This is a genomic window from Ensifer sp. 22460, from assembly GCF_052044935.1.
Lineage (GTDB): Bacteria > Pseudomonadota > Alphaproteobacteria > Rhizobiales > Rhizobiaceae > Ensifer.
The window spans coordinates 32,078-57,745 of record NZ_JBQENZ010000010.1 but is presented as its reverse complement, the minus strand read 5'-3'; the positions used below and the strand labels follow the sequence as shown (position 1 = coordinate 57,745).

The following is a 25,668-nucleotide window of genomic DNA, read 5'->3' as shown; positions in this document are numbered from 1 at the left end:
ATAGAACCGCTTCGAGACGACAATCAAGGACAAGAGAGAAGACGAGGTGCCCCACCGTAATTCGCCGCTTGCACCCTTTAAGCACGACATCTTCCGCACGATCTGGATCGCGAGCCTCGCATCCAACTTCGGCGGCCTCATCCAATCGGTCGGCGCCGCCTGGCTGATGACCTCGATCTCACCGTCGGCAAACATGGTGGCACTGGTGCAGGCCTCGACCTCGCTGCCGATCATGCTCTTCTCGCTCATCTCGGGCGCGCTTGCCGATAATTTCGATCGGCGGCGGATCATGCTGGTGGCGCAGTGTTTCATGCTCTCCGTCTCGGCGCTTCTGACCATCTGCGCCTATGTCGGACTGATCACGCCCTGGCTGCTCCTGCTCTTCACCTTCCTCATCGGCTGCGGCACGGCGCTCAACAACCCATCCTGGCAGGCCTCGGTCGGCGACATGGTCCCGCGCGACGACCTGCCGGCGGCAGTCGCGCTCAACAGCATGGGCTTCAACATCACCCGCAGCGTCGGCCCGGCGATCGGCGGCGCGATCGTCGCCGCGGCGGGGGCTGCCGCCGCCTTCTTCGCCAATACGCTCAGCTATTTCGCGATCCTCTTTGCGCTGGTGCGCTGGCGGCGGGAAGTGCCGACGAACACCTTGCCGCGTGAGACGCTCGGCCGCGCCATATCCGCGGGCCTGCGCTATGTCGCGATGTCGCCGAACATCGGCAAGGTTCTGCTGCGCGGTTTTCTCTTCGGTCTTTCGGCAAGCGCGATCCTCGCACTCTTGCCGCTCGTCGCCCGCGACCTCGTTCAAGGCGGGCCGCTCACCTACGGCCTGATGCTCGGCGCCTTCGGCCTCGGCGCGATCGGCGGGGCGCTGCTCAGTGCGCGATTGAGGGAGAAGCTGTCGAGCGAGGCGATCGTGCGTATCGCCTTCACCGGCTTTGCTGCGAGCGCCGCGATCACGGCCTGGAGCACCTATGCCTGGCTCAGCTGTCTCGTGCTGCTCGTCTCCGGCGCCTGCTGGGTGTTGGCGCTTTCGCTGTTCAACACGACCGTGCAGCTCTCGACGCCGCGCTGGGTCGTTGGCCGGGCGCTATCGCTCTACCAGACTATGACCTTCGGCGGCATTGCTGGCGGCAGCTGGCTCTGGGGCACGGCGGCCGAACAATATGGTGCCGCCAATGCGCTGATGGGCTCCTGTCTGCTGATGTTCGCTGGGGTCGTGGTCGGCTTCCGGCTGCCGCTACCGGAGTTCACTTCGCTCAATCTCGATCCGCTCAACCGCTTCAACGAACCGCCGCTCGAACTGGACCTGAAGCCGCGCAGCGGCCCGATCGTCATCATGATCGACTACGAGATCGCCGACAACGATATCCCCGAGTTCCTCACGACCATGGCGGAACGCCGGCGCATCCGTATTCGCGACGGTGCGGGACACTGGGCGCTGATGCGCGACCTCGAAAACCCGACGACCTGGACCGAGACCTACCACGTGCCGACCTGGGTCGAATATGTGCGCCACAACCAGCGCCGTACCCAGGCCGACGCCGCCGTCGGCGACAAGCTGACGGCGCTGCACAGCGGTGCAGCACCACCGCGCGTGCACCGGATGATCGAACGCCAGACGATCGTGCCGACGCACTACGAGCGCTACAAACGCCAGGTCGATGTCGACATGCACTAGATCATTTCATTGTTTCATCGAAACACTGAAGTGATCTAAGTCTTTGAAACTACGCAATTCCGGACGGAAAATCGTTTCCCACTTTTCCTGGAATTGCTCTAAATGCCGTTGTCGCCCCCCACGCTGACATCGACCAATGCAACGAAAGAGGCCCGTCACGCAGGGCCTCTTTCGGTTCAGCGGTTCAGCTTGAGAGAGCGTCGACGCCTCTGGTTGAAATTGCCTTAGCGCAGCTTCGCCTTCAGCGAGGCATTGGGGAAGCAGGTGGCGGCAAGCCCGCTCTTTGCCTGCCAGTCACCGAGAGAGCGGCGCGTCTTGTAGCCGGGAAGGCCGTCGACCTTGCCGACGTCGTAGCCCTTGGCGACGAGCGCCTTCTGCATGGCGAGAACGTCCGAGCGCAGCATGTTGCCGACATCGCCCCAGCTCCCGCGGAACGCACCGCCGCCGGTGGCGATGCGGTCGGCGAGATTGCCGATGAACAGCGCATAGAGGTCGGAGTTGTTGTACTCCTTGAGCACATAGAAATTCGGCGTAACGATGAATTCCGGCCCATGCCGGCCGGCCGGCACCAGCATCATAGACGACGCCGACAGTTCATGCGACGGGAAGGCCTTGCCGGAAATCCGCGTGATGCCCTTGTTGGCCCAGTCCGAAATCGGCCGTGCGAGGTCCGGGCCTTCCTGTGCGCAGGAGACGGCGTCGGGAATCGACACCTCGAAGCCCCAGTCGCGGTTGCGCTGCCAGCCCTTCTTGACGAGATAGTTGGCGATCGAGGCTAGGCTGTCCGGCACCGAATTCCAGATGTCGCGGCGGCCGTCGCCGTCGAAGTCGACGGCATATTGCAGGAAGCTCGACGGCATGAACTGCGGCTGGCCCATGGCGCCGGCCCAGGAGCCGCGCATCGCCGTCTCGTCGACGTCGCCGCTGTCGAGAATGTGCAGCGCCGAGATCAGCTCGCGTCTGAAAAGGTCGGGCCGCGTCGACATGAAGGCCTTGGTCGCCAGCACGTCGACGACCGGATAGGGGATCTTGGCGCGGCCGAAGCCGGACTCACGGCCCCAGATCGCCACAACCACCGAGGCCGGCACGCCATAGGTGCGCTCGATCTTCTTCAGGGTCGAGGCATGGGTGGAAGCAAGGCTGCGGCCGGTTGCCGCCAGACCTTGCAGGCGCTTCTCCGAGAAGTAGTTGCCGGGCGAGGAAAACTCGGCCTGGCTCTGCTTCTGCTCTTTCGGCTTCGGGAAGCCGGGAGGCGCCAGATCCGGCAGGTCCCAGTTGAGCTTCACGTCGGCGAAGGCGGCCTTGAACGAACCGGCAGAAATGCCCGCCTTCTGCGCTTCCGGCCAGAGATCGTTCTGAAGCCAGGCGCGAAACTCCGCCTCGACATCCGCCTTCGTCGCGGCATGCGCGAACCCCAGCCAGCCACAGAGCAAAAAGGTCGAAAGTGAAAGAAGTCTCAGCATAAGGCTTCCCTGTCGGTTGGATCGCGGGGTTCGAAAATAGCGTCAGATCGACGTGCGGGCGCGAAGGGCGGCTGCCAGCGTGCCTTCGTCGAGATAGTCGAGTTCGCCGCCAACAGGCACGCCATGGGCAAGCCGGGTGATCTTCACTTCCATGCCCTCGAGCTGGTCGGTGATGTAGTGCGCCGTGGTCTGGCCCTCGACCGTCGCATTCACGGCGATGATCAGTTCGCGGACGCCGCCATTGGCGACGCGCTGGACAAGTCCTTTGATGTTGAGGTCTTCAGGACCGACACCGTCGAGCGGGGAGAGCGTGCCGCCAAGCACGTGATAGGCGGCGTTCATCGCGCCGGCGCGCTCCAGCGCCCAGAGGTCGGAAACGTCCTCGACGACGATGATGACCGACTGGTCGCGACGCTCGTCCGAGCAGACGGTGCAGGGATCGATCGTATCGACATTGCCGCAGCAGGAGCAAATGCGGACCTTACGGTGGGCCTCGCCCATCGCGTCGGCGAGCGGCCCCAGCAACTGGTCCTTCTTCTTGACGAGATGGAGGGCGGCGCGCCGTGCCGAACGCGGCCCGAGCCCCGGGACTTTTGCCAGGAGCTGGATGAGTTTTTCGATTTCGGGGCCGGTGACTCGTTTTGCCATGCGGCGCTTTTAGCCCATATCGAGCCCGAACGGAATCGACTTCGCACACTGCAATGGGCCATCGCAAAGGGCGCAGGAGAAATCGGCGTGCATTCGACGAGGGCGCAATCTATTGTTGATCGCAGCAGATGGAGGCTCCGATGACCAATACGCCTTTCCGCTATGCAGCCCCCAGCGATGAATGCGATCTGATCATGAAAGGCGGCATCACTTCGGGTGTCGTCTTCCCGCGCGCCATTACCGAACTCGCGACCCGCTACCGCTTCATGCACATCGGCGGCACATCGGCCGGTGCGATTGCCGCCGTCATGACAGCCGCTGCCGAATACCGACGCCAAAGTGCCGCAACGGCGGACGAAAAGAACGCTGGCTTCGCGCTGATCGATGCGATGCCGAAGGAGCTGGCCGCCAATCTCCCGACCTTCTTCCAGCCATCGGCGGAAACAGCGCCGCTCTTTCGCGTCGGGATGGCGATGGTGCGAACGCAGGGAAGCAAGGTGGCGGCGGCAGGCCTGGAGGCCCTCAGGGTTTTTCACTTGGCGTTGCTTCTTGCCGCCCTCCCCGGCCTCGCGCTGATCGTCGCCGGCATCGCCGCGACCGACTGGGCGCTTGGCATCCTGGGGGCGCTCGTCGTCCTGATCGGCGCGATGGCGATGTTGACCTATCAGCTCTATCGCGCGGTCGCGGTGGTGTTGCCGGCCCACGACTTCGGCCTATGCAGCGGCCTGACCCAACCGGGCGCGAAGAAACCTGCATTCACCAACTGGATTGCCGAGCGGATCGAAGCCATTGCCGGCCCGGTTCGCTCCGACGGAGAAGCGCGGCCTTTGACGATCGGCGATCTCGATCGCTACGAGATCACGTTGAAGAGCGTCACCACCGATCTCTCTTCGCGGCGGCCTTACGAGCTACCCTTTGGCGACCGGGTGCACAATTACCGCAAGTCGGAATTCGAAAGGCTGTTTCCGCCGTCCATCATGAGCTACCTCCTGAAGGAGAGCAAACCACGCGACATCGTAGGGCCGGACGGCGTGCGGGATTACTACCAGCTACCGCCGGCAAGGAAGCTGCCGGTGGCGATCATCGCCCGCATGAGTCTCAGCTTCCCCGGATTGATCCGCGGCGTTCCACTCTATCGCTACGATTATTCCCTGCGCGCGGCAGCCCGGCGCGATCCGTCAACCCATATCCGCTGCCTGTTTTCCGATGGCGGCATCACCAGCAATTTCCCGATCCATTTGTTCGACGGACTGCTGCCCGGTCGCCCGACCTTCGGTATTTCGCTGGCGAGTTACGATCCGAGGCGCCATGGAGAGGATGAGGACGGATCAGGTGGCAGCCGCGTGCACCTGCCGCGCCGTACGGCCGAAGGCAAGGCGACGCCGGTCTATCCGGTCGAGGGACTTTTCGCCTTCGTCGGCGCTATCCTCGACACAGCCCGCAACTGGCAGGACACGCTACAGAGCCAGCTCCATGGCTACAGCGAACGCATTGTCGAGGTGAGGCTCGACGATGCCAAGGAAGGCGGGCTCAATCTCGACATGGATGGAGAAACCGTGAATTTCCTGAGTATGCTCGGCGGCAAGGCCGGCGACGTCGTGCTCAAGAATTTCGACTTCAACGAACATCGATGGCGCCGGGCGATGACGATGCTGCCGACACTTTCCGAGTCGCTGCGCAAGCTGTCCAATCGTTACATGGAACCGGCGACCGAGCGCAGGATCGACTATCCGGCGATCCTGACGGAATACGATCCGACCGGCCTCGTCGGCGTTACAAAGGCTGATCGCCTAGCGCTGAACGAGCTTACCCAGAAGCTCGCAGCCATAGGCGCCGAACTCGATCGGCGCCCGATTCCTCCACCTTCCAGCCAGAAGGTGGATCTCAGGATCACCGCCAGCATGGATACCAATCCACGCGGGGCGAACCCTCCGCGGCCGGACACGCCACCGGCGCCCAATCAATAGAGCGGGATGCGGAATAATGCGTGCGGTTTTCCGAACGCACCGCGCTCCAACTCGTTCAAACCGGTCAGAACGGCAGCTTCATGCCGGGCGGGATCGGCAGGCCGGCGGTCAGTTCGGCGGTCTTTTCCGCCTGGACGGCTTCGGCCTTGTCCTTGGCGTCCTTGTGGGCGGCGACGATCAGGTCTTCGAGGATCTCGACGTCGTCTTCCTTGAAGAGCGAAGGATCGATCTTCAGGCTCTTGAGGGTGCCCTTGCCGTCGAGGCGGACGGTCACCAGACCACCGCCGGACGTGCCGTCGACTTCGAGTGCGGCGATCTCCGCCTGCATCTTCTCCATCTTGGCCTGCATTTCCTTGACCTTGCCCATCATCCCCATGATGTCGCGCATCGTCGTCTCCTGTTTTTCTGTTTCTGCTCGCAGACGGGACTATTCGATGTCGTCGCCAGGGACGATATCGCCGTCGGCGGATTCGGCTGTAGCCGGAGCAACACTCTCGGCCTCTTCCTCGACGGCGCGAATGCGCACGTCGGTGATCTTGGCACCCGGGAAGCGGGCGAGAATGGCCGCGACATCCGGGTCCTGGCGCGCATCGTTGACGCGCTGTTCCTGCGCCCGCTGTTCGGCCTCGATCAGCGTCGGCTCGCCGCGCTCGCGGCTGTAGCTGACGATCCAATGGATGCCGGTCCATTCCTTGAGCTTGACCGCGACTTCACCAAGCAGCGTCTTCGGCGCATCGTCGGAAACATTGACGTCGAGACGACCGGCCTCGATATGCACCAGACGCAGGAAGCCGCGCACCAGCGTCTTCAGCTTGATGTCGCGGTTCTTGGCGCAAAGTTCGGCGATATCTGCGATCGAATTGACCGGAACCGACGGCTGCGGCTTGGCAGCTGGGGCCACCGCGGGTCGCTCCTCGATACGGCCGACGGTGACCGGCTGGGGTGCTGCATCCGGCACGGCGCGCAGCATCGTCGCGCCGTTGCTCGTCGGGCGCTGCACCGGCATCGCCTGCGTTGCCTGCGCCGAAATCGATCCTGAGGCGGAGGCCTGTGCCCCGCCGCCATTGCCGCCAACCGGCCCGGAACGGGCGCCGCCGCCTTCACCGCCGGAAAGCTCAAGCACGCGTCGCGCAGCCTCTTCCGGCGCCGGCAGGTGTGCGGCATGCGCCAGCCGGATCAGCACCATTTCGGCAGCTCCCGCCGGGCGCGACGAGCTTTCCGCTTCCGGAATGCCCTTGAGCAGCATCTGCCAGATACGCGAGAGTGCCGTGACCGCAACGCTTTCGGCGAAGACGGCACCGCGGGTGCGCTCGATCTCGCTCAGCGACTGATCGTTGACCGCCTCCGGCACGTATTTCATGCGGGTGACGAGATGGGTGAAATCGGCAAGGTCGGTCAGAACGACCGTCGGATTGGCTCCGGCCTCGTATTGCGCGGTAAATTCCTGGAGTGCGGCCGCAACATCGCCTTTGACGACATGGTCGAAGAGATCGACGATGCGGGCGCGGTCGGCAAGGCCGAGCATCGAGCGCACGGTCTCGACCTCAACCGCACCGCCGCCGTGCGCAATCGCCTGGTCGAGCAGCGACAGGCCGTCACGCGCCGATCCTTCGGCGGCGCGGGCGACCATGGCGAGCGCTTCCGGATCGAAGGAAACGCCTTCCTTGCCGAGGATCGTCGAAAACAGGCCGACGAGATCAGACGCGCTGATGCGGCGCAGATCGAAGCGCTGGCAGCGCGACAGCACCGTGATCGGAACCTTGCGGATTTCGGTGGTGGCGAAGATGAACTTCACATGTTCCGGCGGCTCTTCGAGCGTTTTCAACAGGCCGTTGAAGGCCTGGGTCGAGAGCATGTGCACTTCGTCGATGATGTAGACTTTATAGCGCGCCGATACCGGGCGGTAGCGAACCTGTTCGATGATCTCTCTGATGTCATCGATGCCGGTATGCGAGGCGGCGTCCATTTCGATGACGTCGACATGGCGGCCATCCATGATCGCCTGGCAGTGTTCGCCCGGCACACGAAGGTCGATCGTCGGCCTGTCGGTCTCAGCGGTCTTGTAGTTCAGCGCACGGGCGAGGATGCGGGCGGTGGTGGTCTTGCCGACCCCGCGCACACCGGTCAGCATATAGGCCTGCGCGATGCGACCCGTTTCAAAAGCGTTGGTGAGCGTGCGCACCATCGGTTCCTGGCCGACCATCAGGTCGGAGAAATCCTTGGGGCGATACTTGCGCGCCAGAACACGGTAGGCGGCCGGTTTCTCAACGGATGAAATGGACGTGTCGTCGCTCATCGACCCTGCCGCTGTTCGAACTCTTGTCCCGACAGGACGGAAAAGGTGGGAGGCTGGCACGATGACCCGTGCCGGGGCTCGTTAGGGCTGCTTCCTTCCGGACCTGACCCGGTTGGCGAGTGGCTCGTCCACCACCAACCTCCCGGCTTCCATATCGGCAATATCGAAAGCAAATGCAAGCCAAGCCATCAAAAAACTGATATCGATATGCAAAACAAGGCGAATCCGTTGTCTTTGCCTGAGGAGAATGACTTGGCGACCTTCACTCTCGACGAGCGGCTCGAACGCGACGGCATCCCGATCGCCTCGATCGGCCTCTGTCAGATGCGGCTGATGAACGACCGCCGCTGGCCCTGGCTCGTGCTCATTCCGCAGCGTGAAGGCATTTCGGAAATCTTCGACCTGACCCCACTCGACCAGACGATGCTGACCTTCGAGACGACCATGGCGGCAACCGCCCTGAAGACGGTCACCGGCGCTCAAAAGATCAATGTCGGCGCATTGGGCAATATCGTTCGGCAACTACATGTGCATATCATCGCCCGCAACGACGGCGACCCGAACTGGCCGGGGCCGGTCTGGGGCTTTGGCAAGCCGGAGCCGTGGGACGAAAAAGAGCATCGAGACTTCGCAGCGCGCATTCTGGAAAACCTCTGAACATGACGAAATCGATCTTTGACCTTCGTAGCCCGCATCCGGAGCCAAGCACTCTCGTCGCCTTTTCCGAAAACCATCTGGACCGCCAGTCGGAGCACCGCAGCGACGATTGCGTCGAGCTGGCGCTCAAGCACCCGGGCGCCCATTTCCTGGCCTTCTCGGGACCGAAGCTGATCGTCAAGCACGACGAGAAGATCATCGACCCGCTGTTTGCCCCTTACGAACTCGAAGGGCTCGAACCGGTGCTCGACGAGACCATCCTGCTCGGCTACCTGCCGAACGGCGAGCCACGGCTTGCCGTGCCGACGGGCTTGACCGAAGAGACGATCACTGAGCCCTTCAAGATCGCCGATGGCCGCACGCTCTACCGGCAGCAGATGCTGCCGGAGGAACTGCTCGGCCAATTCGCCCAGGCCTCGAGCCTCATTACCTGGAACGCCAACAACCGCTTCTGCGGCCGCTGCGCCGGGCCGATGGACGGCACGGCCGGCGGCTATCGCCGGGTCTGCACCGCCTGCGGCCACATGGTCTTTCCGCGAACAGATCCGGTCGTCATCATGATGACGATCGACCTTGAGCGCGACCTCTGCCTGCTTGGCCGCAGCCCACATTTCGCGCCGGGCATGTATTCCTGCCTTGCCGGTTTCGTCGAGCCGGGCGAGACGATCGAAAATGCCGTGCGCCGGGAAACGCACGAGGAGTCCGGCATCCACATCGGCCGGGTGCGCTACCATGCCTCGCAGCCCTGGCCGATGCCGCACACGCTGATGATCGGTTGTTATGCCGAGGCGAAATCGACCGTCATCAAGCGCGACGAGCAGGAGCTGGAAGACGTGCGCTGGTTCACGCGCGAGGAAACGATCGCGATGCTCGAACGCTCGACCGGCGTTGCCAATACCGGCGACGAGCATATTCCGCCGCCGAAGGGCGCGATCGCGCACCAGCTGATGCGCGACTGGCTCGCCTGGGACGAGCGGGCCTGAGGGCGACGGGTTACGAGGAGGGCCGACCGTGTCCCGCTCCGAACGGCTGCTGGATCTTCTGCAGGTGCTCCGGCGCTACCGCCAGCCGGTGAGCGGCCAGCGGCTGGCGGAAGAGACCGGCGTCAGCCTCCGAACGCTCTATCGCGATATCGCGAGCCTGCAGGCGCAGGGCGCCCATATCGAGGGCGAACCGGGGCTCGGCTATGTGCTGAAGCCCGGCTTCATGCTGCCGCCGATGATGTTCTCGGCGGAGGAAATCGAGGCACTGGTGCTCGGATCGCGCTGGGTTTCAAAGCGTACCGACGACGATCTCGCAGGTGCTGCAGCGAACGCCCTTGCCAAGATCGCCGCGGTGCTTCCGGCAGAGCTTCGCGAGGAGCTGGACAGCTCGACCCTGCTCGTCGGGCCGAGCCCGCCGGCCACCAACGGCATCGACATTGCCGCGCTCAGGCGGGCGATCCGCAACGAGCGCAAGGTGGAACTCGACTACGTGGACAACGATGGCAGTGCAACGCAGCGCACGATCTGGCCCTTTGCGCTCGGCTTCTTCGAGAACGTGCGCATGGTCATGGCGTGGTGTGAACTGCGCCTGGATTTCCGGCACTTCCGCGCTGACCGCATGCGCCGGATGACTGTCACCGAAGCGCGTTACCCTCGTCGCCGCCAGATATTGATGAAGGACTGGCGCGCCAGCCAGGACATCGCCGCATCCAAGCGCCAGACGGTCGGCTCCTGACGACTCTCGATGCTGACAGAAGTTGGCAGCCACCACGCCTAGCCTGCAATTCCCCGCAACAAGGAGGAAACAACATGGCCAAGGCAAATCTCATCGTTCTTTATGTCAAGGACCCGCTGGCGAGCGTGGCGTTCTACCGCGATGTCCTCGCGCAGGAACCAAGCGTCACCTACCAGACCTTTTCGTCCTTCGAACTGCCCGGCGGCTTCACCCTCGGGCTCTGGGCCGAACATACGGTCGCGCCGGAGCCGACGGCATCAGGCCATCGCTCGGAACTGGCTTTCATGGTGGAGGATGAGGGCGCAGTGCGCGCGCACTACGAGAAATGGAAGGCGGAAGGGCTGCAGATTGCGCAGGAATTGACCGAGATGGATTTCGGTCCGACCTTCGTCGCGCTCGATCCGGATGGTCACCGGCTGCGTGTCTGCCTCTTCGATTCGTGATCGAGAGGACAGCGGCGCGTATCCCGCCAGCCCTACAGCGCCGCACGTCTTAGCAGACGTGCAAAGGTCGCTGCAGCACTTACATTGCCGCATATTTTTGTCCTTTGATCGGAACGATCAAAGGACACATGCAGACGCAGCGGGATACGCGAATGATGCGGATTAGCGGCCGTAAACGGCGGCCTGGATCTGCGAACGGGACAGACCGATATCGCTCAGTGCGTGATCGTCGAGAGCGTTCAGCTCGCGGATCGCACGGCGGGTCTTCGCATATTCCATGATCTTCTGACGGATCTTCATCTTTAACACTCCTTACGTGAACGAGCGTTAGATAGGCATTTGCCTAAAATTTGTGTACCGCCGCGATTGCAGATTAGGCATGCGCCAGACGCGTAGCCGGTTAACGAATTTTTGCCACTTTCTTACGCCGCGACACGATCGTTAAGCTGATGATTCCCGTTGCAAAACCGCCTTGGATCACGGCCGGAACGAACGGGTGTTGCCACAGCCAATTCTATTAGCCAGGCTTGATAAGCGAAGATGACGACATGCGAATGGGAGAAGATCGCAGCCTTTCAGATGCCGCCGGAATTCGATCGCTTCGAGCGCTGGATGCAGATCAGGTGGGCGCGGGGATCGCCCTGGAGGTCCCGGTGAGGACATCTCGCGCGGGGAGCTTACCGGACGAAAAGTGGTATCGGCACCTTGCGTCCGGTGAGGTGTGGCGGCTCGTCTCGCCCGACTTTCCCTTTCGAGGAACTTTCGAGCAGGTCTGAGCCAAGCGTCAGAGCACGCCGCGCATCGGGTGCGCCTTGTAGGTGCCAAGGATGCGGACCTTCTCGGAGAAGAAACGCAGCTCGTCCATGGCGTGGCGCACGCCGATATCGTCGGGATGGCCTTCGATATCGGCGTAGAACTGCGTCGCCACGAACTTGCCGCCGAGCTGATAGCTCTCGAGCTTGGTCATGTTGATGCCGTTGGTCGCGAAACCGCCCATCGCCTTGTAGAGGGCCGCAGGAATGTTGCGGACATTGAAGACGAAGGTGGTGATGATCAACTCGTCGTCCGCGGAACGCCCTATGCGCTGTTCTTCACGGGAAAGCACGACGAAGCGGGTGACGTTGCTTTCGGTGTCCTCGACGTTCTCGGCGATGATCTCCAGACCATAGAGATCGGCGGCAAGCCGCGGTGCAAGCGCCGCCATCGAGCGGTCGCCCTTTTCGGAAACAAGCTTCGCCGCGCCGGCGGTATCGCCGGCGACGACCGGCTTCCAGCCATTGGAACGCACGATCTTGCGGCACTGGCCGAGCGCGTGGATGTGGCTGTGCACGGTGCGGATTTCGTCACGCGTGACGCCGGGCAGCACCATCAGCTGGAAACGGATCGGCATGAAGTATTCGCCGACGATGTGCAGCCGCGATTCCGGCAGCAGATGATGGATATCGGCGACGCGGCCGGCGATCGTGTTCTCGATCGGGATCATCGCGAGATCGGCGTCACCGTTCTCGACGGCGACGAAGGCATCCTCGAATGTCTGGCAGGGCAGCGGCTCCATCGACGGAAACATGTCGCGGCAGGCCATGTCGGAGTTGGCGCCGTAGTCGCCCTGAAAGGAAATCCTGTTGGTCTTGACGGTCACGGTAGCTTCCTTCTCAGGCTTATTCGGGATGGCGGGCGGAAAGGATACGGCGGGCTTTTTCCAGCTCCACCGGCGTATCGACGCCGAGCGGAACCGAATCGACGATCTCGACGTCGATGCGCATGCCGGCCTCGAGCGCGCGCAGTTGCTCAAGCGATTCGCGGCGTTCGAGCACGGAGGGCTTTAGCGATACGAAGCGCTCCAGCGCCTGGCGGCGATAGGCGTAGAGACCGATGTGATGGTAGAGCGGCCCCTGGCCGTAGGGCGCGGTCGCGCGGGTAAAGTAAAGTGCGCGCAGGCGCGTGTCCGAAAGCGGCGAACCAACGACCTTGACGATGTTCGGATTGGTCTTTTCGCTCTCTTCGGCGATCGCCACCGTCAGCGTCGCGATATCCGTGCTGGCGTTTTCAAGCGGGTTCAGTGCGGCACGGATCGATGCCGGCTCGACCGTCGGCAGATCGCCCTGCACGTTGATGACGATCTCCGCTTCGCCGGTCGGGTCGGCCTTCTGCAGCGCTTCATAGATCCGGTCGGATCCGGACTGGTGATCGATGCGGGTCATGATCGCTTCGAAGCCGGCCTCCCGCACCACGTCGAAGACCTGCTGGTCGTCGACGGCGACGACCACGCGGCCGACGTCCGCTTCCTCGGCGCGTTTCGCCACCTGGACGATCATTGGCAGGCCGCAAATGTCGGCGAGCGGCTTTCCGGGCAGGCGAGTCGAGGCCATGCGCGCCGGAATGAGCACGATGGCTTTACCTGAATTTTCGCGATTCATGATCTGGCCTTCAAAAACCCCGCTGAAAGTGTCAATAAGTCTCAGTTAGGGGCCGATAATCACTGTTGCAACGCAGAGCCAAAAGACATAGGTTCCGCGCGATTTCAAGATAGGCCGGGTTTTTGTTTGCGCCGGTGGCAAAGGGAGCGTTTGCAGATGAATTCATATGTGAACATGGGCGTGGGTGCCTTTCTGGGGACGGTCTTCGTTCTGATGTCCGTGTCCATTGCATCGGAAGGCATTTTCCACTCCGAGGCTCCCGAGAAGGAAGGCTTCGCGATCGTTGCCGAAGAGGGCACGTCTGAAGCCGGCGCCGGCGGCGCCGCAGAAGTCGAAGTCGATATCAAGCCGCTGCTTCTCAAGGCCGATGCTTCTGCCGGTGAAGCCGTGTTCAAGAAGTGCGCAAGCTGTCACACCGCCGACAAGGGCGGCGCAAACAAAGTCGGTCCGAACCTCTGGGGCCTCGTCAACCGTCCGATCGCCTCGCATGAAGGCTTCAGCTATTCGGCCGGCATGAAGACCTTCTCCGAGGGCAGCAAGGTCGTCTGGGATTACGACCACCTGAGCTTCTTCATCGAAGCGCCGAAGAAGCACGTTCCGGGCACCGCCATGGGCTTTGCCGGCGTCAAGAAGCCGGACGAGCGCGCCAACCTGATCGCGTGGCTGCGCGAGCAGGCCGATTCTCCGGCTCCGCTGCCGGATGCGGCTGGCGGCGCTGCCGAAGCGGCACCGGCTGCTGGCGCCGAAGGCGCAAAGCCGGCAGAGGCTCCGGCAACCGAAACCAAGCCGGCTGAGGGCCAGGCCGCTCCGGCGACGGAATCCAAGCCTGCCGAAGGCCAGCCGGCACCGGCGCAATAAGCTTAGCGGTTGGAAACAACCCATTAGAAAGGCCCGGCTCGCGCCGGGCCTTTTGCATTTGCGGGGCACGGTGACGCGACACATCCACGCGAATCGATAGACGGGATTTCGCTCCTCCCGAGGAAACACTTCCCGAAGTTCCGAAGCAGTCACACCAGCAGATAGGCCCAGACCGAAACGCTGACGACGCCGAGCGCGGTCGTCAATGTGATGGTCGAGGAGGCGAGTGCGTGGCCGACGTTGAAATGGTTGGCGATCAGCCAGGCGTTGACGCCGGTTGGAACGGCCGATGTCAGCACCAGCGCCGTCGTCCAGTTGTCGTTGAGGCCAAGCAGGTGGCAACTGGTGAACACGACCCCGGGCATGACGAGGAGCTTCAGCACACTCGTAAAGGAAGCAAGACCGAGATTGCCGGCAAGGCCGTATTTGTCTAGCGCCATGCCGATCGAGATCAGCGCTGCCGGCGCCGCCATCGAGGCAAGCTGATCGACGACAGTCTTCACAGGTCCGCCAAGCGGCTGGCCGACGAGATGAAACGCTGCGCCGCAAGCAAGCCCGATGACCAGCGGATTGCGCACCAGGTTGCGGCCGACGCCGGCGAGAAGATGCAACGGGCTTTGCCCTGGTTTGCCGCTTGCACGGCGCTCGGCACGCTCCATCAGCAGCGTGCCGGCGATCATCATGACCGGCAGATGGACGGACAGCAGGATCGAAATCGCCACTATTCCCTCCTCGCCGACGATGCGTGAAACCAACGGCAAGCCGATGAACACGGTGTTGGCGAAGGCCGAGGAGACGCCGGCAAGAACGCCCATGCGTGGGTCACGCCGGAAGATGAGCGTTGCAGCCAGATGCCCGGCCGCCCAGGTGACGGCAACGCCGGAAAAGTAGGCGACCCAGAGCGGCCAGGGCGAACCGTCCTTGAAATCCGCTTCGGCAATCGTGCGAAATAATAGAACGGGAACGGCAACACGAAAGACGAAGTCGCCGAGCGCTTCGCCGACAGCCGGTTTCAGATAGCCTGACCGAACCAACAGCCAGCCGGCAAGGATCAGGACGAAGATGGGCAGAACGTTCTGGAAGATGTCGGACATGCGCAGGCCTTGGGATGGGACTGCCAGCAATAACCGCGTTCACGCCAGGATCGCAAGCGCGGCGCGGCAGAGCACTTTCAAGGGAACCTTCGCAGACCGCAGGCGTTCGGGAAGAGCATGAGGAACATGCCATGCCGCCAGATAAGCCCATTTATGCCCATGGAGACGACGATCCGCATCTGACGGATGACGCGCTCGCCGACAAGGTGCTGCGCTTCATCCAGTATGCCGCCCTGGTCGACACGAGCCGCATCTCGGTGATGGCGCTTGGCGGGCTCGTCGTTCTTTCCGGTGAGGTCGCGAGCGAAACGGACGTCGCCTGCGCCGGGGATGCGGCGGCATCGGTGATCGGTGTTGCCAGCGTCGAGAACCGGCTGAACGCGAAGCCGGGCGACGCCGACCCGCATGCCTGAGCGGTGATCCGACGGGTTGCCGCGTCAAAAGCCGAATGATAGGACATGCGCCACTATTGATGTCGATATGGGCTTGGCATTGCCGTCAGCCTGCAGGAGCCGCAGATGAGGACCGACGAGTCAGCAACCAGGTAAGCCGCAACAACGGTTTGAAAAAGTTGTTGCGGCGTCTGTCGGCTCACACTCCCAAGATTTGATGAAGTGGCAGATCGCCGCCGAATGTTACCCATTTGCGCGGATGTTTCATCATGCCCGATCATAACTTGCCCACCTGGCCCTATACGCTGCCGGCGGCTCTGCTGCTGATGGCGCCTTTCGATATCCTGGCGTCGCTCGCCATGGACATCTATCTGCCTGTCGTGCCGGAAATGCCCGGCATTCTCGGCACGTCGCCGGCAATCGTCCAGCTGACGCTGAGCCTCTACATGCTCATGCTGGGCTTGGGACAGGTGCTCTTCGGCCCGCTCTCCGACCGGTTCGGCCGCCGTCCGGTGCTTCTCGGAGGCGCGACTTTGTTTGCACTGACGTCATTGCTGCTGGCGGTCACCACCTCAGCGCCGGCTTTCGTGGCACTCCGGCTTGCGCAGGCGGCGGGCGCCTCGGCGGCGCTGGTCGCGACCTTCGCGACGGTGCGGGACCTCTATGGCGCACGTCCGGAAGGCGTCACCATATACGGCCTCTTCAGCGCCATGCTGTCCTTCGTTCCGGCGCTCGGACCGATTGCCGGCGCGCTGATCTCAGGCGCTTTCGGCTGGCAGGCGATCTTCCTGACGCTCGGCGTGCTCGGTCTTACCGCGCTCGGCCAGGCGCTGCTGCGCTGGTCGGAAACCCGGCCAATCCCTTCCGGCAACGGGAAGCCCAGCTTTAAGCCCATTCTCAGGAACGGCGCGTTCTGGACCTATACGCTCGGCTTCACGCGTTCTTCGTGTTCTTCTCGACCGCGCCGCGCCTGCTCATCGATCGCGCCGGCTATTCGCAGTTCGGCTTCAGCCTCGCCTTCGCGACGGCGGCAGTGGTGATGATCCTGACCACGCGCTTCGCCAAGGGTTTCGTCGGCCGCTACGGGATGTCCGGCTGCCTCATGCGCGGCATGGCAGCGCTGATCCTTGGCGGGCTGTTGCTTGCCGCCGGCGAAGTCTTCACGACACCCTCCTTCGCAAGCTTCGTGCTGCCGATGTGGGTGATCGCCGTCGGCATTGTCATGAGCGCCTCGGTGACTGCGAACGGCGCGCTGAAGGCCTTTGACGCGATCGCCGGAACGGCGGTGGCGCTCTACTTCTGCATCCAGAGCCTGATCGTCGCCGTCGTCGGCACCGGCGCCGTGCTGTTTCTGAAGGGCGATACGGCCTGGCCGCTCGTCGGCTACTGCCTGGTGATGGCGACGGTCACGCTCCTGGCGCTGGCGCTCCTGAGCCGACGTGGAAGGCAATAGCTGCCATGTACCTCCCGGAGCGGTTGCCTGCTCCGGGAGGTATTCAGCCAACCGGTCCGGCGGCTGCCAGCAAGACGGCAAGATGCCTCTTGACCTCGCCCCTGGGGCAGGCCCCAGACTTGTCTCATGACCGATTCTTTTTTCCTCGCCGGCCGTTTCGGCGCTGCCACAAGACTGTCGCCGAAGGCGCTCCGGCTCTATGCCGAGCAGGGCCTGCTCGTGCCCGCCCACGTCGATCCGGTGACCGGCTACCGCTACTACGCCGCCGAGCAGGCGGGCCGCGCCCGCTTGATCGCAAGGCTGCGGCAATTGGGCCTGCCGATCGCCCGAATCGCCCGCCTGATCGAGCTTCAGCCCGAAGTGCGCCTCGCCGAACTTCGCGCCTGGCTGGAGGTACAGACCAAACGGCTCGAGGAGCAGAGCGAGCTGGTGCAGGCGATCTTCCGGCAATCGTCCGGCGGCGATGATCCGCTGATCAAAGCCGTCCGCGTCCGCGACACTGCCCCTTCGAAGATCGTCTATCGGCAGGGTCATGTGACGGTCGATGCGCTCGACGCTTTCACGGAAAGCGCCGAAGCGGCGATCCGCAGCTACCTGGCACTATGCGGCAAGGACGACGATGGGCCGATGACGCTGCATTTCCACGAGCCCGTGAACCATGATGGCAAGGGCCTCGTCGAGGTCGCGATCGGCTACACCGGCAGCCTCGAACCGTCAGGTGATCTGCGCATGCGACTTCAGCCGGCTGGGCGCGAAGCATTCCTGCCGGTGTCCGAGACGTTCGAGACCTTTCCGGCGGTGCTGCGTGTCTACGACGCGATCGAGGCCTGGTTCGAGCACAGCAACGATCTCAATTGTTTCGGCAGCCCCTACGAAATCTACCCCGGCAGCGGCGACGCCCGTTTCGATGTCGCCTATCCCATCGTGCCTTAACAAGCCTCCCTTCACATCCCCCCTCAATCGCTCAAGGGTTCCATCCGATGCAGCACGTTCCCTATGTGGGCTCCGGCCCCTATTGCTACGCCAGTTCCTTCGCCATGATGTTCGGCGAGGCGGCGCCCTCGCCCGCCGTCATCGAATTTGCCACAAGCAGCCCGTTCGGAATGCAGCTCATCGGCGGCTCGCTGCCGTTCTTCGACCCCTATGGCTGGGACCCGGAAGCCGGGTTCGACGGCGCGCTTGCTGCGCTCGGCTGGACCTCGGAAGTCAGCAAGGGTGACGATGCCGAGGACGCGCTTTCTCGCCTCCGGTCGACGCTCAAGGATGGCCCGGTCTGGGTCGGCCCGGTGGAAATGGGACATCTCCGCCATCAGCCCGGCATGACCGGGCCGATCGAGGCCGACCACTATGTCGTAGTCCTCGCGCTCGACGAGGAGCGGGTGCTGATGCACGATCCGCAGGGCTACCCCTACGCCTCGCTGCCGATCAGTGATTTCATGGCGGCCTGGAGCGCGAAGACGCTCACCTACGGCGATTCTTTCACGATGCGGTCGGGCTTTTCGCGGGTGGCGGAGGTCTCGGAGGTGGACGGGATCCGGGCCTCGATCCCGGCCGCGATCCACTGGCTGTCGATGGTTACGGATCGAGCGATGCCGCCTAGGAGCCTCGGCAATGCCGAGGCCGCCGAAGCGCTGGCGGCGCGCATCGAGGAACGCTGTGACAAGGGCTTGCGGGCGCACCTGATCCATTTCGCCGTTCGCGTCGGCGCCCGCCGTGCGGCTGACGCCGAAACCTGCCTCGAGCGCGCCGGCTTTGCCAAGTCCGCCGCCGTTGCCGGCGAACAGGCGCGACTCATCGGCGCGCTGCAATATCCGTTGGTCTTGCGCAGAGATGCGGAAGCGGCGGAAGCCCTGCGGCGGCTGGCTCCGACCTACGATCGGCTGCTCTCCGCCCTGCGAGGCGGAGACTGATTCCAGCAACACGCAACTCCGGACGGAAAACCGCTTCGCACTTTTCCTGGAATTGCTTCACTTGGCACGGGCGCAATTCCGGACGGAAAACCGCTTCGCACTTTTCCTGGAATTGCTTTAGGCAATGAGCTCGGAGAAGCTCTTCGGCCGCTCCGACTTGGCGTCGCGTACGGTTGCGTAGTGAAGTCCGACGACACCGTTGTCGTAGTGTTCGCTGCCGATCAGCTGCAGTTCGTTCTTATCCCTCAGCCGGGCGAACCACGGTTCACCCGGCGAGACGACGGGATAGACGAAGAAGTGGTAGCGATCGACCAGCCCAAGGCCGATCACCGTCTGCGCCAGGCTGGCGCCACCCGAGAGATGGATATCGCCGCCGGGCTCAGCCTTCAGCTCCATCAGGTAGCGCGAAAGTGCGGCGTCGTCGGCAGCCACGACCTGTTCGGCATTGTGCCAGGGGCTGATTGCCTGCTCACCGGTGCGGGAGAACACAATCTTGCGGGAGTCGTGCATGCGTTTGGCCATCACGCGATTGGTCTCGCCGTTGACCTCATCGTTCAGCGCGCCGGGCCAATAGCCGACCATCTCCTCGTAGGTGGTGCGCCCGACGAGTACCGTGTCGTAGCCGGCATAGAGGCGGTCGATCGCCCGGTACTGCTCATCGACCACCGTGCCCATCCAGGCAAGCGGATCGTCGAGGCGGCCATCGAGCGTCGTCATCATCTGCAGGACGATGTTGCGCATGTCTTCGCCTCCTTAATGGGTTTGCTCGACGAGCCGGGCCAGTTGCTCCGCCACCGTTCCCCAGCCGTCGTGGAAACCCATCTCCTCGTGCATCTTCCGGTCCGCGCCGTTGCGGTGCATCACGTGGGCGGCGTACTCAGTGCCGGCCGGATGGTCGCTGAGCGTGATGATTGCCGTCATGAAGGCGTTCTCGGCCGGCCGCCAGCCGGCAACGAGCGTATCGGTGAAGACGATGCGCGAGAGTTCGTCGACCGCGAGGAAGCAGGCATTGATATGCGGCACGAACTCGCCGCCGCCTTCGCTGATCCGGGTCACGAAGCCGCCGCCCGGCTTCAGGTCCATATCGATCACCTTGCATATTGCCGGCGCCGGGACCCACCATTGCTCAAGCCGGGTCCGATCGCTCCAGGCGCGCCAGACGGTCGCGCGCGGCGCCTTGATGATGCGTGCCATCGTCAGGTCGAGTTCGGGATCTGGAGAGCGGATCATGTCATTCCTCCTCGTGTTCAGTGACGAATTTTTCCAGCCGGTCGGCACGGCCTTCCCAGAGCGCGCGCTGCGCCGAAAGCCAGGTCTCGACCACGGCGAATTGCGCCTTCTCGATGGCGCAGGTCCGCACCCGGCCCTGCTTGTGCGTGCGGATCAGGCCGCTGCCTTCCAGGAAGTGGATGTGCTTCATGAAGGACGGCAGGGCCATGTCGAAGGGTCTGGCGAGATCGCTGATGCTCGCCGGGCCGCCGCCGAGCCGCGAAAGCACGGCGCGCCGGGTGGGATCGGCGAGCGCCTGAAAGATCACGTCCAATCGGCCTGAATACTGTTCCATAAGGCTAAGTATCATGACCAAACACTTAGCGCAACAGCTAACTATTGAAGTCCTCCCCGACAGGCTCGAGCCACTTTGTCTCACGGCGCCGTGCCGTCGACCGCAGGTCGAGAGCCGAGACCATTTCCCCATTTCCCGCTGATATGTTTTACTTGCTGCACTTTGCGGGATCGACAAAGGTCAGGGGCCAAAGCTCGAATGATGCGCTTTCTTGTGTTCGCGGTCGCCGCGCTCATCGCATTCGACGGGAATGCAGCAGAGCAGAATTTCCCCGCCGATGGCGGTCTGATTTATTTCAACATGCCGACCGGCAACATCGGTTGCCAATACACGCCAGCCGGTGGCTCCGATGTTTATGTCCCGGAGGACGGCGGCCCGGAACTTGGCTGTGACCGCATCGAACCGACCTATCAGAGGTTCATTCTGGGAAAGGCGGGCAAGGCCCGACGATTCCAGAACGCGGGCGATACAGCATGCTGCGACGGCTCCCATATCCTGAGCTACGGCAACAGCTGGAAGAAGGGGCCGTTTAGCTGTCGGTCCAGCAAGACCGGGCTCAGCTGCGAGCGCAGTGACGGCCACGGTTTTTACATCAGTCGATCGAAGACCGACGTCTATTAGAGCGGCAGCAGGAAAGGTGCATACGGTTTGCCGCGCGCCCTGACTTCTGGTTGATGGCCAGAGCGGGTTTGGTCGCAATCCTGTCGCGTTAGCGCTGACGAGGCCAGCAAGGGGTCGCCGCAGCACGCGGTAGCTCGATCCGGCAGAAGATCAGCGCTCGCCTATCTCCTGCAGAAAAGTCTCCAGGACGCTGCGGCTCTGCGCCAGCTTTTCCGTCTTCTCTTCGACAAGCCGGATCTGCTCGTGCAGGGTGACGCGCAGTTCGTCGCAGGGCTCAAAGATCGGACCTTCTCCGCGAACGCACGGCAGGAACTGCAGGATCGTCGGAAGGGTCATGCCGCCGGCGCCCAGGAGTTTGATGCGCTCGACGGTTCTCACCTCCGCCAGATCATAGTCGCGATAGCCGCTTTCGGTGCGTCCAGGCTTCAACAGCCCTTCGGCTTCATAGTAGCGCAGCATCCGAATGCTGACGCCGGTGCGTTTCGACAGCTCGCCTATTTTCATTCCGGTCCCTTCGCCTCGCCCTTGACTCTGACAGCGCTGTCAGACCTTAGACCTATTGGCTCCTTCATGTGAACACACCCAGGAGCAAGACCATGCCGAACGAAACAAGCCTCTATCCCGCAGCGCTCAACGGCCGCCCGGCCAGCGCTGCCGATCTGATCCCCTTGGCTTTTGCCGGCTTCGCCCACTTCACCGCAATTCAGGTCAGGGACTGCAAGATCAGAGGTCTGGACCTGCATCTGAAGCGCCTCAGCAACGCCTCTCTCTCCTTCTTCGGCCGCGCGCTGCCCGACGAAGAGTTGCGCGCCCACATCAAACAGGCAATCGACGCAGGTCCGGCGGACCAGTCGCTGACGGTCACGATCTTTTCGCCGGACGGCGAGTTTACCGCCGACAGCATTCAGGGAGACCTCGCCGTTCTCGTGCGCAGCGGCCCACCCTCCAATGGCCCGAAGGGTCCGCTGCGGCTTGCCGTCATCGAGCACGAGCGACCACACCCCACGATCAAGCACGTCGGCGAATCCGGCAAGACCTATTACCTGCATCAGGCGATCAGGGCGGGTTTCGACGACGCCGCCTTCATGGACCGGCATGGTCGCCTCAGCGAAGCCAGCATCTGGAACCTCGTCTTCTGGGACGGCGAGGCGGTCATCTGGCCCAGGGCCGACATGCTGACCGGCACGATGATGGGTACGATCCAGCGACAACTCGAACGCCTGGCCGTGCCGCAGCGCCGGGAGGAAATTACCCTTAGCCGGCTCAAGGATCTCTCCGGTGCGGCCGTCATGAATTCATGGACGCCAGGCATTGCCGTCAGCGCCATCGGTTCGACGGCAATCCCGGAAGCAAAGGCGTTTCTGGATCTGCTGCACCGTGCGCATGCCGCAGAGCCGGCCGAGTCAGTTTAGGGCAGTTGAGTTTGGCCGAGGCGGACAAACCATGCTGCCGCGGCCTGCCTCAGCGCTTGCGAGCAACGATATAGGGACGGTTGTCGTTGCCTTTGGTCGCGTGGTTTTCGATGTCCAGAATGTCGAAGCCGGCAGCCGTTATCTCCTGGCTCAGCTCGATCAAGCCGAAGGTTCCTGCATAGGGTGCCTTTCCGAACGCGCGCATCGCCGGCAACAGCGCCAAACGGATCAGGGGGCTCATCTCCCCGACGCAGGGCGTCTTGGAGATGAACAGCCCGCTCGATGCGAGCAGGGCATGGATGCTGCCGAGCGTGCCCGAAAGGTCGCGCACCAGATGCAGATAGTTGAAGGCCAGGACCGCATCGTATTGCACGCGCTCGGCGGCCAGCGCTTCGGCCGTTGCGGCGCGGAAGACGAGGTTCGGCACCAGGTCGACGGCGTATCTCTCGCTGGCAATTGCGATCATCTCGCTGGAAAAATCGGTCGCAAGATAGTCCCGGACATCGCCTGCGAGCCGAAACGCCGTTGTCCCCGTGCCGCAACCGAGTTCCAGCACGCCGTCATCGGGCAGAAGCAGAGAGCGGGTACGGTCGAGCGTGCGCTCATATCCGGCCGGGTCCGCGATCGCCCCCTTGGCGTATCGCTGCGACGTCCGGTCCCAGAAACGCGCGTCACTCGCCGTCTTCATGCTGCCTGCTCCCCAGATCGCGACCAGATCTCCTCGGCACGGTCGAGGCCGGAGCCACGCCGGTCAAGGGATTCCGGCTACCGCGCAATCGTCAACAAATGGCGGAGATCGGACGGTCAATCAGCGAAGGCCCCTTCGCGCTAGGCCAGACGAACCCAATCGACGGTTTCAAGCACATAGGGCGCGAAGAGAAAGTCGCGGATCGCAGCGATCTCGTCCTCGCGCCAATCGAGAAGAACGAAATGCGCAGGCATCTCCATGGGCCCGGCGCTGTCGAAAACCAGCATGACCGGACGCCCCTCGATCGCACCGAGCGCGAACCGCCACCTCGTCTCCTCGGCATAGCGGGTGAAGTAGCGGCCAATGCCCTCACGGCCCTCCAGCCTCAGCCTGTTGACGAGCTCGAGCTTGACGTCTTCGGCCAGCATGGCGCGGATCGCATCGAAATCGCCCCCCTGAAACAGGCGCACATAGGTCGCCATCTTCTGCCGGTTGGCATCGGACATCAGCGGCAGCCGCATATCGTCCGGGCGATCCGCCAGTTGCCGGAGCGACGCGCGTCCGCGCTGGAGCGCCGACTTGGCAGCCGCCGGCGTGCAGTCGGCAATATCCGCGATTTCTTCGACCGAATGTCCGAGCACATCCTTGAGAATCACGGCGCAGCGCTGAAGTTCAGGCAGCTGCAGGAAGATGTGAAAGCCGACCGCAACGATGTCCGCTTCGGGCAGCGGTGCGTCCTCCAGATCATCGCGCAGCGGAACGACCCTGTGCCGGGACCGCCGGCGCAGGAAATCGAGGCTGGTATTGTGGGCGATGCGAAGCAACCAGCCCTCGAGATTGTCCACGACCACACCGTCCGCCCGCGCCTGCAGGGCCTTGATCAAGGTATCCTGCAGCACGTCCTCGCCGTCCACGGCCGAGCCGGTCATGCGCGCGCAATAGCGATGCAGCCGCGGCCTGAACTCGCGCAGGCGATCCTCGAAATCTTCCACGTTCATGTATCGAGCTCCATGGGCGCATTTCCAGGCGTCAGCCCATCGGCGACGACGGCACGATAACGCGGGTCCAAAGAAATGTCCGCCGCCTTCCGGCCACTGTCGGCGGGCGTCGGCGGCGGATCGACATCACCTGTTATCGCTGAACACGGCCTCGCCCAGGATCGACTCAAGGCTTGCCAATTCCAGGATCTGCGGGAAGTAGGCCTTCATCCGGGGATCGGCCCGCATCGCCTCAATGGCCGCCGGCGTCTCCCATTCCGAATAGATGATGACGCTGGCGCCGTCCTTGGCGGCGATCAGCCGGCTTGTGTGCCAACCGCCGAGCGTGCTGATCACGGTTTCGATGTTGCGCTTCAGGAGCGCAATCAATTGCGCCTGCTTGCCGGGTTCGACCTTCAGCAGATTGACGAGTGTGACAGGTTCGGTGGTCATCAGCGTGTCTCCTTTGCTACGGACACAGCAAAGACGAACCGGAGAGGCGAAACGGATCGCGCCGAAGAAGATTTTTTGCGGGTTGGCGCCAAGCGGGTTGGCAACGTCTTGATATTGATCGCTGTGGCAAGGGAGAGAAATGGCGGACAGAGAGGGATTCGAACCCTCGATACGCTTTCACGTATACACGCGTTCCAGGCGTGCGCCTTCAACCACTCGGCCACCTGTCCATCCGTCAGCAGCCGATGGTCAATCCGGCTGGATGGGAAGGGCGGGGCCCTTCGGTGTCGACCGGTGTAAACCGGCGGACGCGCGTCTATATACCGATGATTTGCTTGGGATCAACTGCTTTCTGACAGATTGTTGACATCTTGTGAAACGAGCGGCCCGTCGTCCCCATTGTGCATACCAGGCGGCACGCTTATCTCTTGCGCCGGGACGAGTGTCACGTCCCGGCAGCGTCCAGATGCCAGCTCGGCTCTGCTGCGATCCCCGCATAATTTCGCCACTGGGCCTTGTCCGAGACCCCTGCGATCGAAGAAGATGCCGCCGGGGCGTTGCGCTTGACCATGACATGACGCGACCAGTGACATGAAGGGATAATTGGACCGATGCGGTTTCTACTAAGGCTGGCGAGCGCCGTCGTGTTGTTTGCCGCCGTGCTTGCCGGCGCCGTCGACGCGATTCAGTCGGTCGCCGCATCGGAACTGGTGATGACCTCGCTTGGCGACGACCTGGAGGCGCTGGGCGCCGACACGGCGAGCTGGATCCAGTTTGCGCAGCGTTCCGATACGGCGCAGACGATCTGGCATTCGGTGCTGCATTGGCTGCTGATGCAGCCGGCCTTCGCCGTGCTGGCGCTGCTCGCGCTCGTTCTGTGGATGGTCGGTTACAAGAAGCGGCCGGCCGCGGGCCGCTTCGCCGCCTGATTTTTAGCGGAGCCCGTCTCTGCACC

The 25,668-nt window shown here is 63.0% G+C and carries 28 protein-coding genes, 1 tRNA gene, 1 other RNA gene and 1 pseudogene; 14 read left to right on the top strand and 17 right to left on the bottom strand.

The annotated features are described in order from the left end of the window. Positions 1 to 46: 46 nt before the first annotated feature. Entirely contained in the window at positions 47 to 1,681 is a 1,635-nt protein-coding gene (locus ACTJKM_RS14580) for an MFS transporter (protein ID WP_058326185.1), read from the top strand. 224 nt (positions 1,682 to 1,905) lie between these two features. On the opposite strand, the gene ACTJKM_RS14575 is transcribed toward ACTJKM_RS14580, so the two are convergent. Together ACTJKM_RS14575 and recR are read right to left on the bottom strand one after the other, a co-directional pair. Continuing rightward, entirely contained in the window at positions 1,906 to 3,144 is a 1,239-nt protein-coding gene (locus tag ACTJKM_RS14575; RefSeq protein WP_058326184.1) for a lytic murein transglycosylase, read from the bottom strand. A gap of 42 nt (positions 3,145 to 3,186) precedes the next feature. Continuing rightward, positions 3,187 to 3,792 carry a recombination mediator RecR gene (gene recR, locus ACTJKM_RS14570; RefSeq protein ID WP_057247812.1) on the bottom strand — a complete coding sequence of 202 codons (606 nt, stop codon included), beginning with the start codon at positions 3,790 to 3,792 and terminating at the stop codon, positions 3,187 to 3,189. A 140-nt stretch (positions 3,793 to 3,932) separates the two neighbouring features. On the opposite strand from recR, the gene ACTJKM_RS14565 reads away from it, so the two are divergent. Then, a complete protein-coding gene (locus tag ACTJKM_RS14565) occupies positions 3,933 to 5,759 on the top strand; it encodes a patatin-like phospholipase family protein (RefSeq protein ID WP_058326183.1) in 1,827 nt (608 codons plus the stop codon). A 64-nt stretch (positions 5,760 to 5,823) separates the two neighbouring features. Here ACTJKM_RS14565 and ACTJKM_RS14560 read toward each other — a convergent pair whose 3' ends face one another. The 3 genes from ACTJKM_RS14560 to ffs all read right to left on the bottom strand — a co-directional run bounded on the left by ACTJKM_RS14560 (position 5,824) and on the right by ffs (position 8,198). After that, positions 5,824 to 6,147, bottom strand: a complete 324-nt coding sequence (locus tag ACTJKM_RS14560) for a YbaB/EbfC family nucleoid-associated protein (RefSeq protein WP_057247810.1) — start codon at positions 6,145 to 6,147, stop codon at positions 5,824 to 5,826. Between the two features lie 39 nt (positions 6,148 to 6,186). Beyond that, on the bottom strand, positions 6,187 to 8,055 hold the full coding sequence (locus ACTJKM_RS14555; protein WP_057247809.1) for a DNA polymerase III subunit gamma/tau: 1,869 nt from the start codon (positions 8,053 to 8,055) through the stop codon (positions 6,187 to 6,189). Positions 8,056 to 8,100: 45 nt separating this feature from the next. Then, an RNA gene (gene ffs, locus ACTJKM_RS14550) (signal recognition particle sRNA small type) lies at positions 8,101 to 8,198 on the bottom strand. Positions 8,199 to 8,262: 64 nt separating this feature from the next. Here ffs and ACTJKM_RS14545 point away from each other — a divergent pair. From ACTJKM_RS14545 to ACTJKM_RS14530, 4 genes are all read left to right on the top strand, one after another. Continuing rightward, positions 8,263 to 8,712, top strand: a complete 450-nt coding sequence (locus tag ACTJKM_RS14545) for an HIT family protein (protein ID WP_058324514.1) — start codon at positions 8,263 to 8,265, stop codon at positions 8,710 to 8,712. A 2-nt stretch (positions 8,713 to 8,714) separates the two neighbouring features. Beyond that, the gene (gene nudC / locus ACTJKM_RS14540; protein WP_440637151.1) at positions 8,715 to 9,695 is read left to right on the top strand and encodes an NAD(+) diphosphatase; all 981 of its coding nucleotides are present in this window, start codon (positions 8,715 to 8,717) and stop codon (positions 9,693 to 9,695) included. Between the two features lie 28 nt (positions 9,696 to 9,723). Then, on the top strand, positions 9,724 to 10,431 hold the full coding sequence (locus ACTJKM_RS14535; RefSeq protein ID WP_058326182.1) for a helix-turn-helix transcriptional regulator: 708 nt from the start codon (positions 9,724 to 9,726) through the stop codon (positions 10,429 to 10,431). Positions 10,432 to 10,505: 74 nt separating this feature from the next. Beyond that, a complete protein-coding gene (locus tag ACTJKM_RS14530; RefSeq protein ID WP_058324513.1) occupies positions 10,506 to 10,874 on the top strand; it encodes a VOC family protein in 369 nt (122 codons plus the stop codon). Between the two features lie 162 nt (positions 10,875 to 11,036). Here ACTJKM_RS14530 and ACTJKM_RS14525 read toward each other — a convergent pair whose 3' ends face one another. From ACTJKM_RS14525 to ACTJKM_RS14515, 3 genes are all read right to left on the bottom strand, one after another. Beyond that, positions 11,037 to 11,174: a DUF1127 domain-containing protein gene (locus tag ACTJKM_RS14525; RefSeq protein WP_064817013.1), complete on the bottom strand. Its 138-nt coding sequence runs from the start codon at positions 11,172 to 11,174 to the stop codon at positions 11,037 to 11,039. A 484-nt stretch (positions 11,175 to 11,658) separates the two neighbouring features. Next, positions 11,659 to 12,513: a prephenate dehydratase gene (locus ACTJKM_RS14520; RefSeq protein ID WP_057247803.1), complete on the bottom strand. Its 855-nt coding sequence runs from the start codon at positions 12,511 to 12,513 to the stop codon at positions 11,659 to 11,661. A 19-nt stretch (positions 12,514 to 12,532) separates the two neighbouring features. Beyond that, a complete protein-coding gene (locus ACTJKM_RS14515) occupies positions 12,533 to 13,291 on the bottom strand; it encodes a 3-deoxy-manno-octulosonate cytidylyltransferase (protein ID WP_057247802.1) in 759 nt (252 codons plus the stop codon). 156 nt (positions 13,292 to 13,447) lie between these two features. Here ACTJKM_RS14515 and ACTJKM_RS14510 point away from each other — a divergent pair, with 156 nt between their 5' ends. Next, the gene (locus ACTJKM_RS14510; RefSeq protein WP_057247801.1) at positions 13,448 to 14,149 is read left to right on the top strand and encodes a c-type cytochrome; all 702 of its coding nucleotides are present in this window, start codon (positions 13,448 to 13,450) and stop codon (positions 14,147 to 14,149) included. A gap of 149 nt (positions 14,150 to 14,298) precedes the next feature. On the opposite strand, the gene ACTJKM_RS14505 is transcribed toward ACTJKM_RS14510, so the two are convergent. Then, the gene (locus ACTJKM_RS14505; protein WP_057247800.1) at positions 14,299 to 15,243 is read right to left on the bottom strand and encodes an AEC family transporter; all 945 of its coding nucleotides are present in this window, start codon (positions 15,241 to 15,243) and stop codon (positions 14,299 to 14,301) included. 131 nt (positions 15,244 to 15,374) lie between these two features. On the opposite strand from ACTJKM_RS14505, the gene ACTJKM_RS14500 reads away from it, so the two are divergent. The 4 genes and pseudogenes from ACTJKM_RS14500 to ACTJKM_RS14485 all read left to right on the top strand — a co-directional run bounded on the left by ACTJKM_RS14500 (position 15,375) and on the right by ACTJKM_RS14485 (position 18,998). Continuing rightward, positions 15,375 to 15,656, top strand: a complete 282-nt coding sequence (locus ACTJKM_RS14500) for a BON domain-containing protein (RefSeq protein WP_057247799.1) — start codon at positions 15,375 to 15,377, stop codon at positions 15,654 to 15,656. 248 nt (positions 15,657 to 15,904) lie between these two features. Beyond that, a pseudogene (gene cml, locus ACTJKM_RS14495) lies at positions 15,905 to 17,088 on the top strand (CmlA/FloR family chloramphenicol efflux MFS transporter). Positions 17,089 to 17,214: 126 nt separating this feature from the next. After that, positions 17,215 to 18,021, top strand: a complete 807-nt coding sequence (locus tag ACTJKM_RS14490; RefSeq protein WP_058326180.1) for a MerR family transcriptional regulator — start codon at positions 17,215 to 17,217, stop codon at positions 18,019 to 18,021. 47 nt (positions 18,022 to 18,068) lie between these two features. Continuing rightward, entirely contained in the window at positions 18,069 to 18,998 is a 930-nt protein-coding gene (locus ACTJKM_RS14485; RefSeq protein WP_058326179.1) for a hypothetical protein, read from the top strand. Between the two features lie 117 nt (positions 18,999 to 19,115). Here the strand turns inward: ACTJKM_RS14485 and ACTJKM_RS14480 are convergent, their stop codons facing one another. Genes ACTJKM_RS14480 through ACTJKM_RS14470 form a run of 3 tightly spaced genes read right to left on the bottom strand, consistent with a single transcriptional unit; the run spans position 19,116 to position 20,562 of the window. Then, positions 19,116 to 19,739: a dihydrofolate reductase family protein gene (locus tag ACTJKM_RS14480; RefSeq protein WP_057247795.1), complete on the bottom strand. Its 624-nt coding sequence runs from the start codon at positions 19,737 to 19,739 to the stop codon at positions 19,116 to 19,118. A 12-nt stretch (positions 19,740 to 19,751) separates the two neighbouring features. Next, positions 19,752 to 20,228, bottom strand: coding sequence for an SRPBCC family protein (locus ACTJKM_RS14475; protein ID WP_057247794.1), 477 nt, complete (start codon positions 20,226 to 20,228; stop codon positions 19,752 to 19,754). Position 20,229: 1 nt separating this feature from the next. Beyond that, positions 20,230 to 20,562, bottom strand: coding sequence for an ArsR/SmtB family transcription factor (locus ACTJKM_RS14470; RefSeq protein WP_057247793.1), 333 nt, complete (start codon positions 20,560 to 20,562; stop codon positions 20,230 to 20,232). A gap of 198 nt (positions 20,563 to 20,760) precedes the next feature. Between ACTJKM_RS14470 and ACTJKM_RS14465 the strand changes: the two genes are divergently transcribed. Beyond that, complete coding sequence (locus tag ACTJKM_RS14465) at positions 20,761 to 21,183, top strand: DUF6636 domain-containing protein (RefSeq protein ID WP_113399017.1); 423 nt, start codon at positions 20,761 to 20,763, stop codon at positions 21,181 to 21,183. A 150-nt stretch (positions 21,184 to 21,333) separates the two neighbouring features. On the opposite strand, the gene ACTJKM_RS14460 is transcribed toward ACTJKM_RS14465, so the two are convergent. Further along, positions 21,334 to 21,687 (bottom strand): MerR family transcriptional regulator, encoded by a 354-nt coding sequence (locus ACTJKM_RS14460; protein WP_057247792.1) that lies wholly within the window; start codon positions 21,685 to 21,687, stop codon positions 21,334 to 21,336. Between the two features lie 92 nt (positions 21,688 to 21,779). On the opposite strand from ACTJKM_RS14460, the gene ACTJKM_RS14455 reads away from it, so the two are divergent. Further along, complete coding sequence (locus ACTJKM_RS14455; RefSeq protein ID WP_058326177.1) at positions 21,780 to 22,595, top strand: aminotransferase class IV family protein; 816 nt, start codon at positions 21,780 to 21,782, stop codon at positions 22,593 to 22,595. A 49-nt stretch (positions 22,596 to 22,644) separates the two neighbouring features. On the opposite strand, the gene ACTJKM_RS14450 is transcribed toward ACTJKM_RS14455, so the two are convergent. The 4 genes from ACTJKM_RS14450 to ACTJKM_RS14435 all read right to left on the bottom strand — a co-directional run bounded on the left by ACTJKM_RS14450 (position 22,645) and on the right by ACTJKM_RS14435 (position 24,943). Further along, the gene (locus ACTJKM_RS14450) at positions 22,645 to 23,283 is read right to left on the bottom strand and encodes a class I SAM-dependent methyltransferase (RefSeq protein ID WP_058326176.1); all 639 of its coding nucleotides are present in this window, start codon (positions 23,281 to 23,283) and stop codon (positions 22,645 to 22,647) included. A gap of 140 nt (positions 23,284 to 23,423) precedes the next feature. Continuing rightward, entirely contained in the window at positions 23,424 to 24,281 is an 858-nt protein-coding gene (locus tag ACTJKM_RS14445) for a sigma-70 family RNA polymerase sigma factor (RefSeq protein ID WP_113512238.1), read from the bottom strand. A 126-nt stretch (positions 24,282 to 24,407) separates the two neighbouring features. Then, positions 24,408 to 24,713, bottom strand: a complete 306-nt coding sequence (locus ACTJKM_RS14440) for a putative quinol monooxygenase (protein ID WP_057247789.1) — start codon at positions 24,711 to 24,713, stop codon at positions 24,408 to 24,410. Positions 24,714 to 24,853: 140 nt separating this feature from the next. Continuing rightward, a tRNA-Ser gene (locus ACTJKM_RS14435) sits at positions 24,854 to 24,943 on the bottom strand. Between the two features lie 381 nt (positions 24,944 to 25,324). On the opposite strand from ACTJKM_RS14435, the gene ACTJKM_RS14430 reads away from it, so the two are divergent. Next, the gene (locus ACTJKM_RS14430) at positions 25,325 to 25,642 is read left to right on the top strand and encodes a hypothetical protein (RefSeq protein WP_057247788.1); all 318 of its coding nucleotides are present in this window, start codon (positions 25,325 to 25,327) and stop codon (positions 25,640 to 25,642) included. Positions 25,643 to 25,668 lie beyond the last annotated feature (26 nt).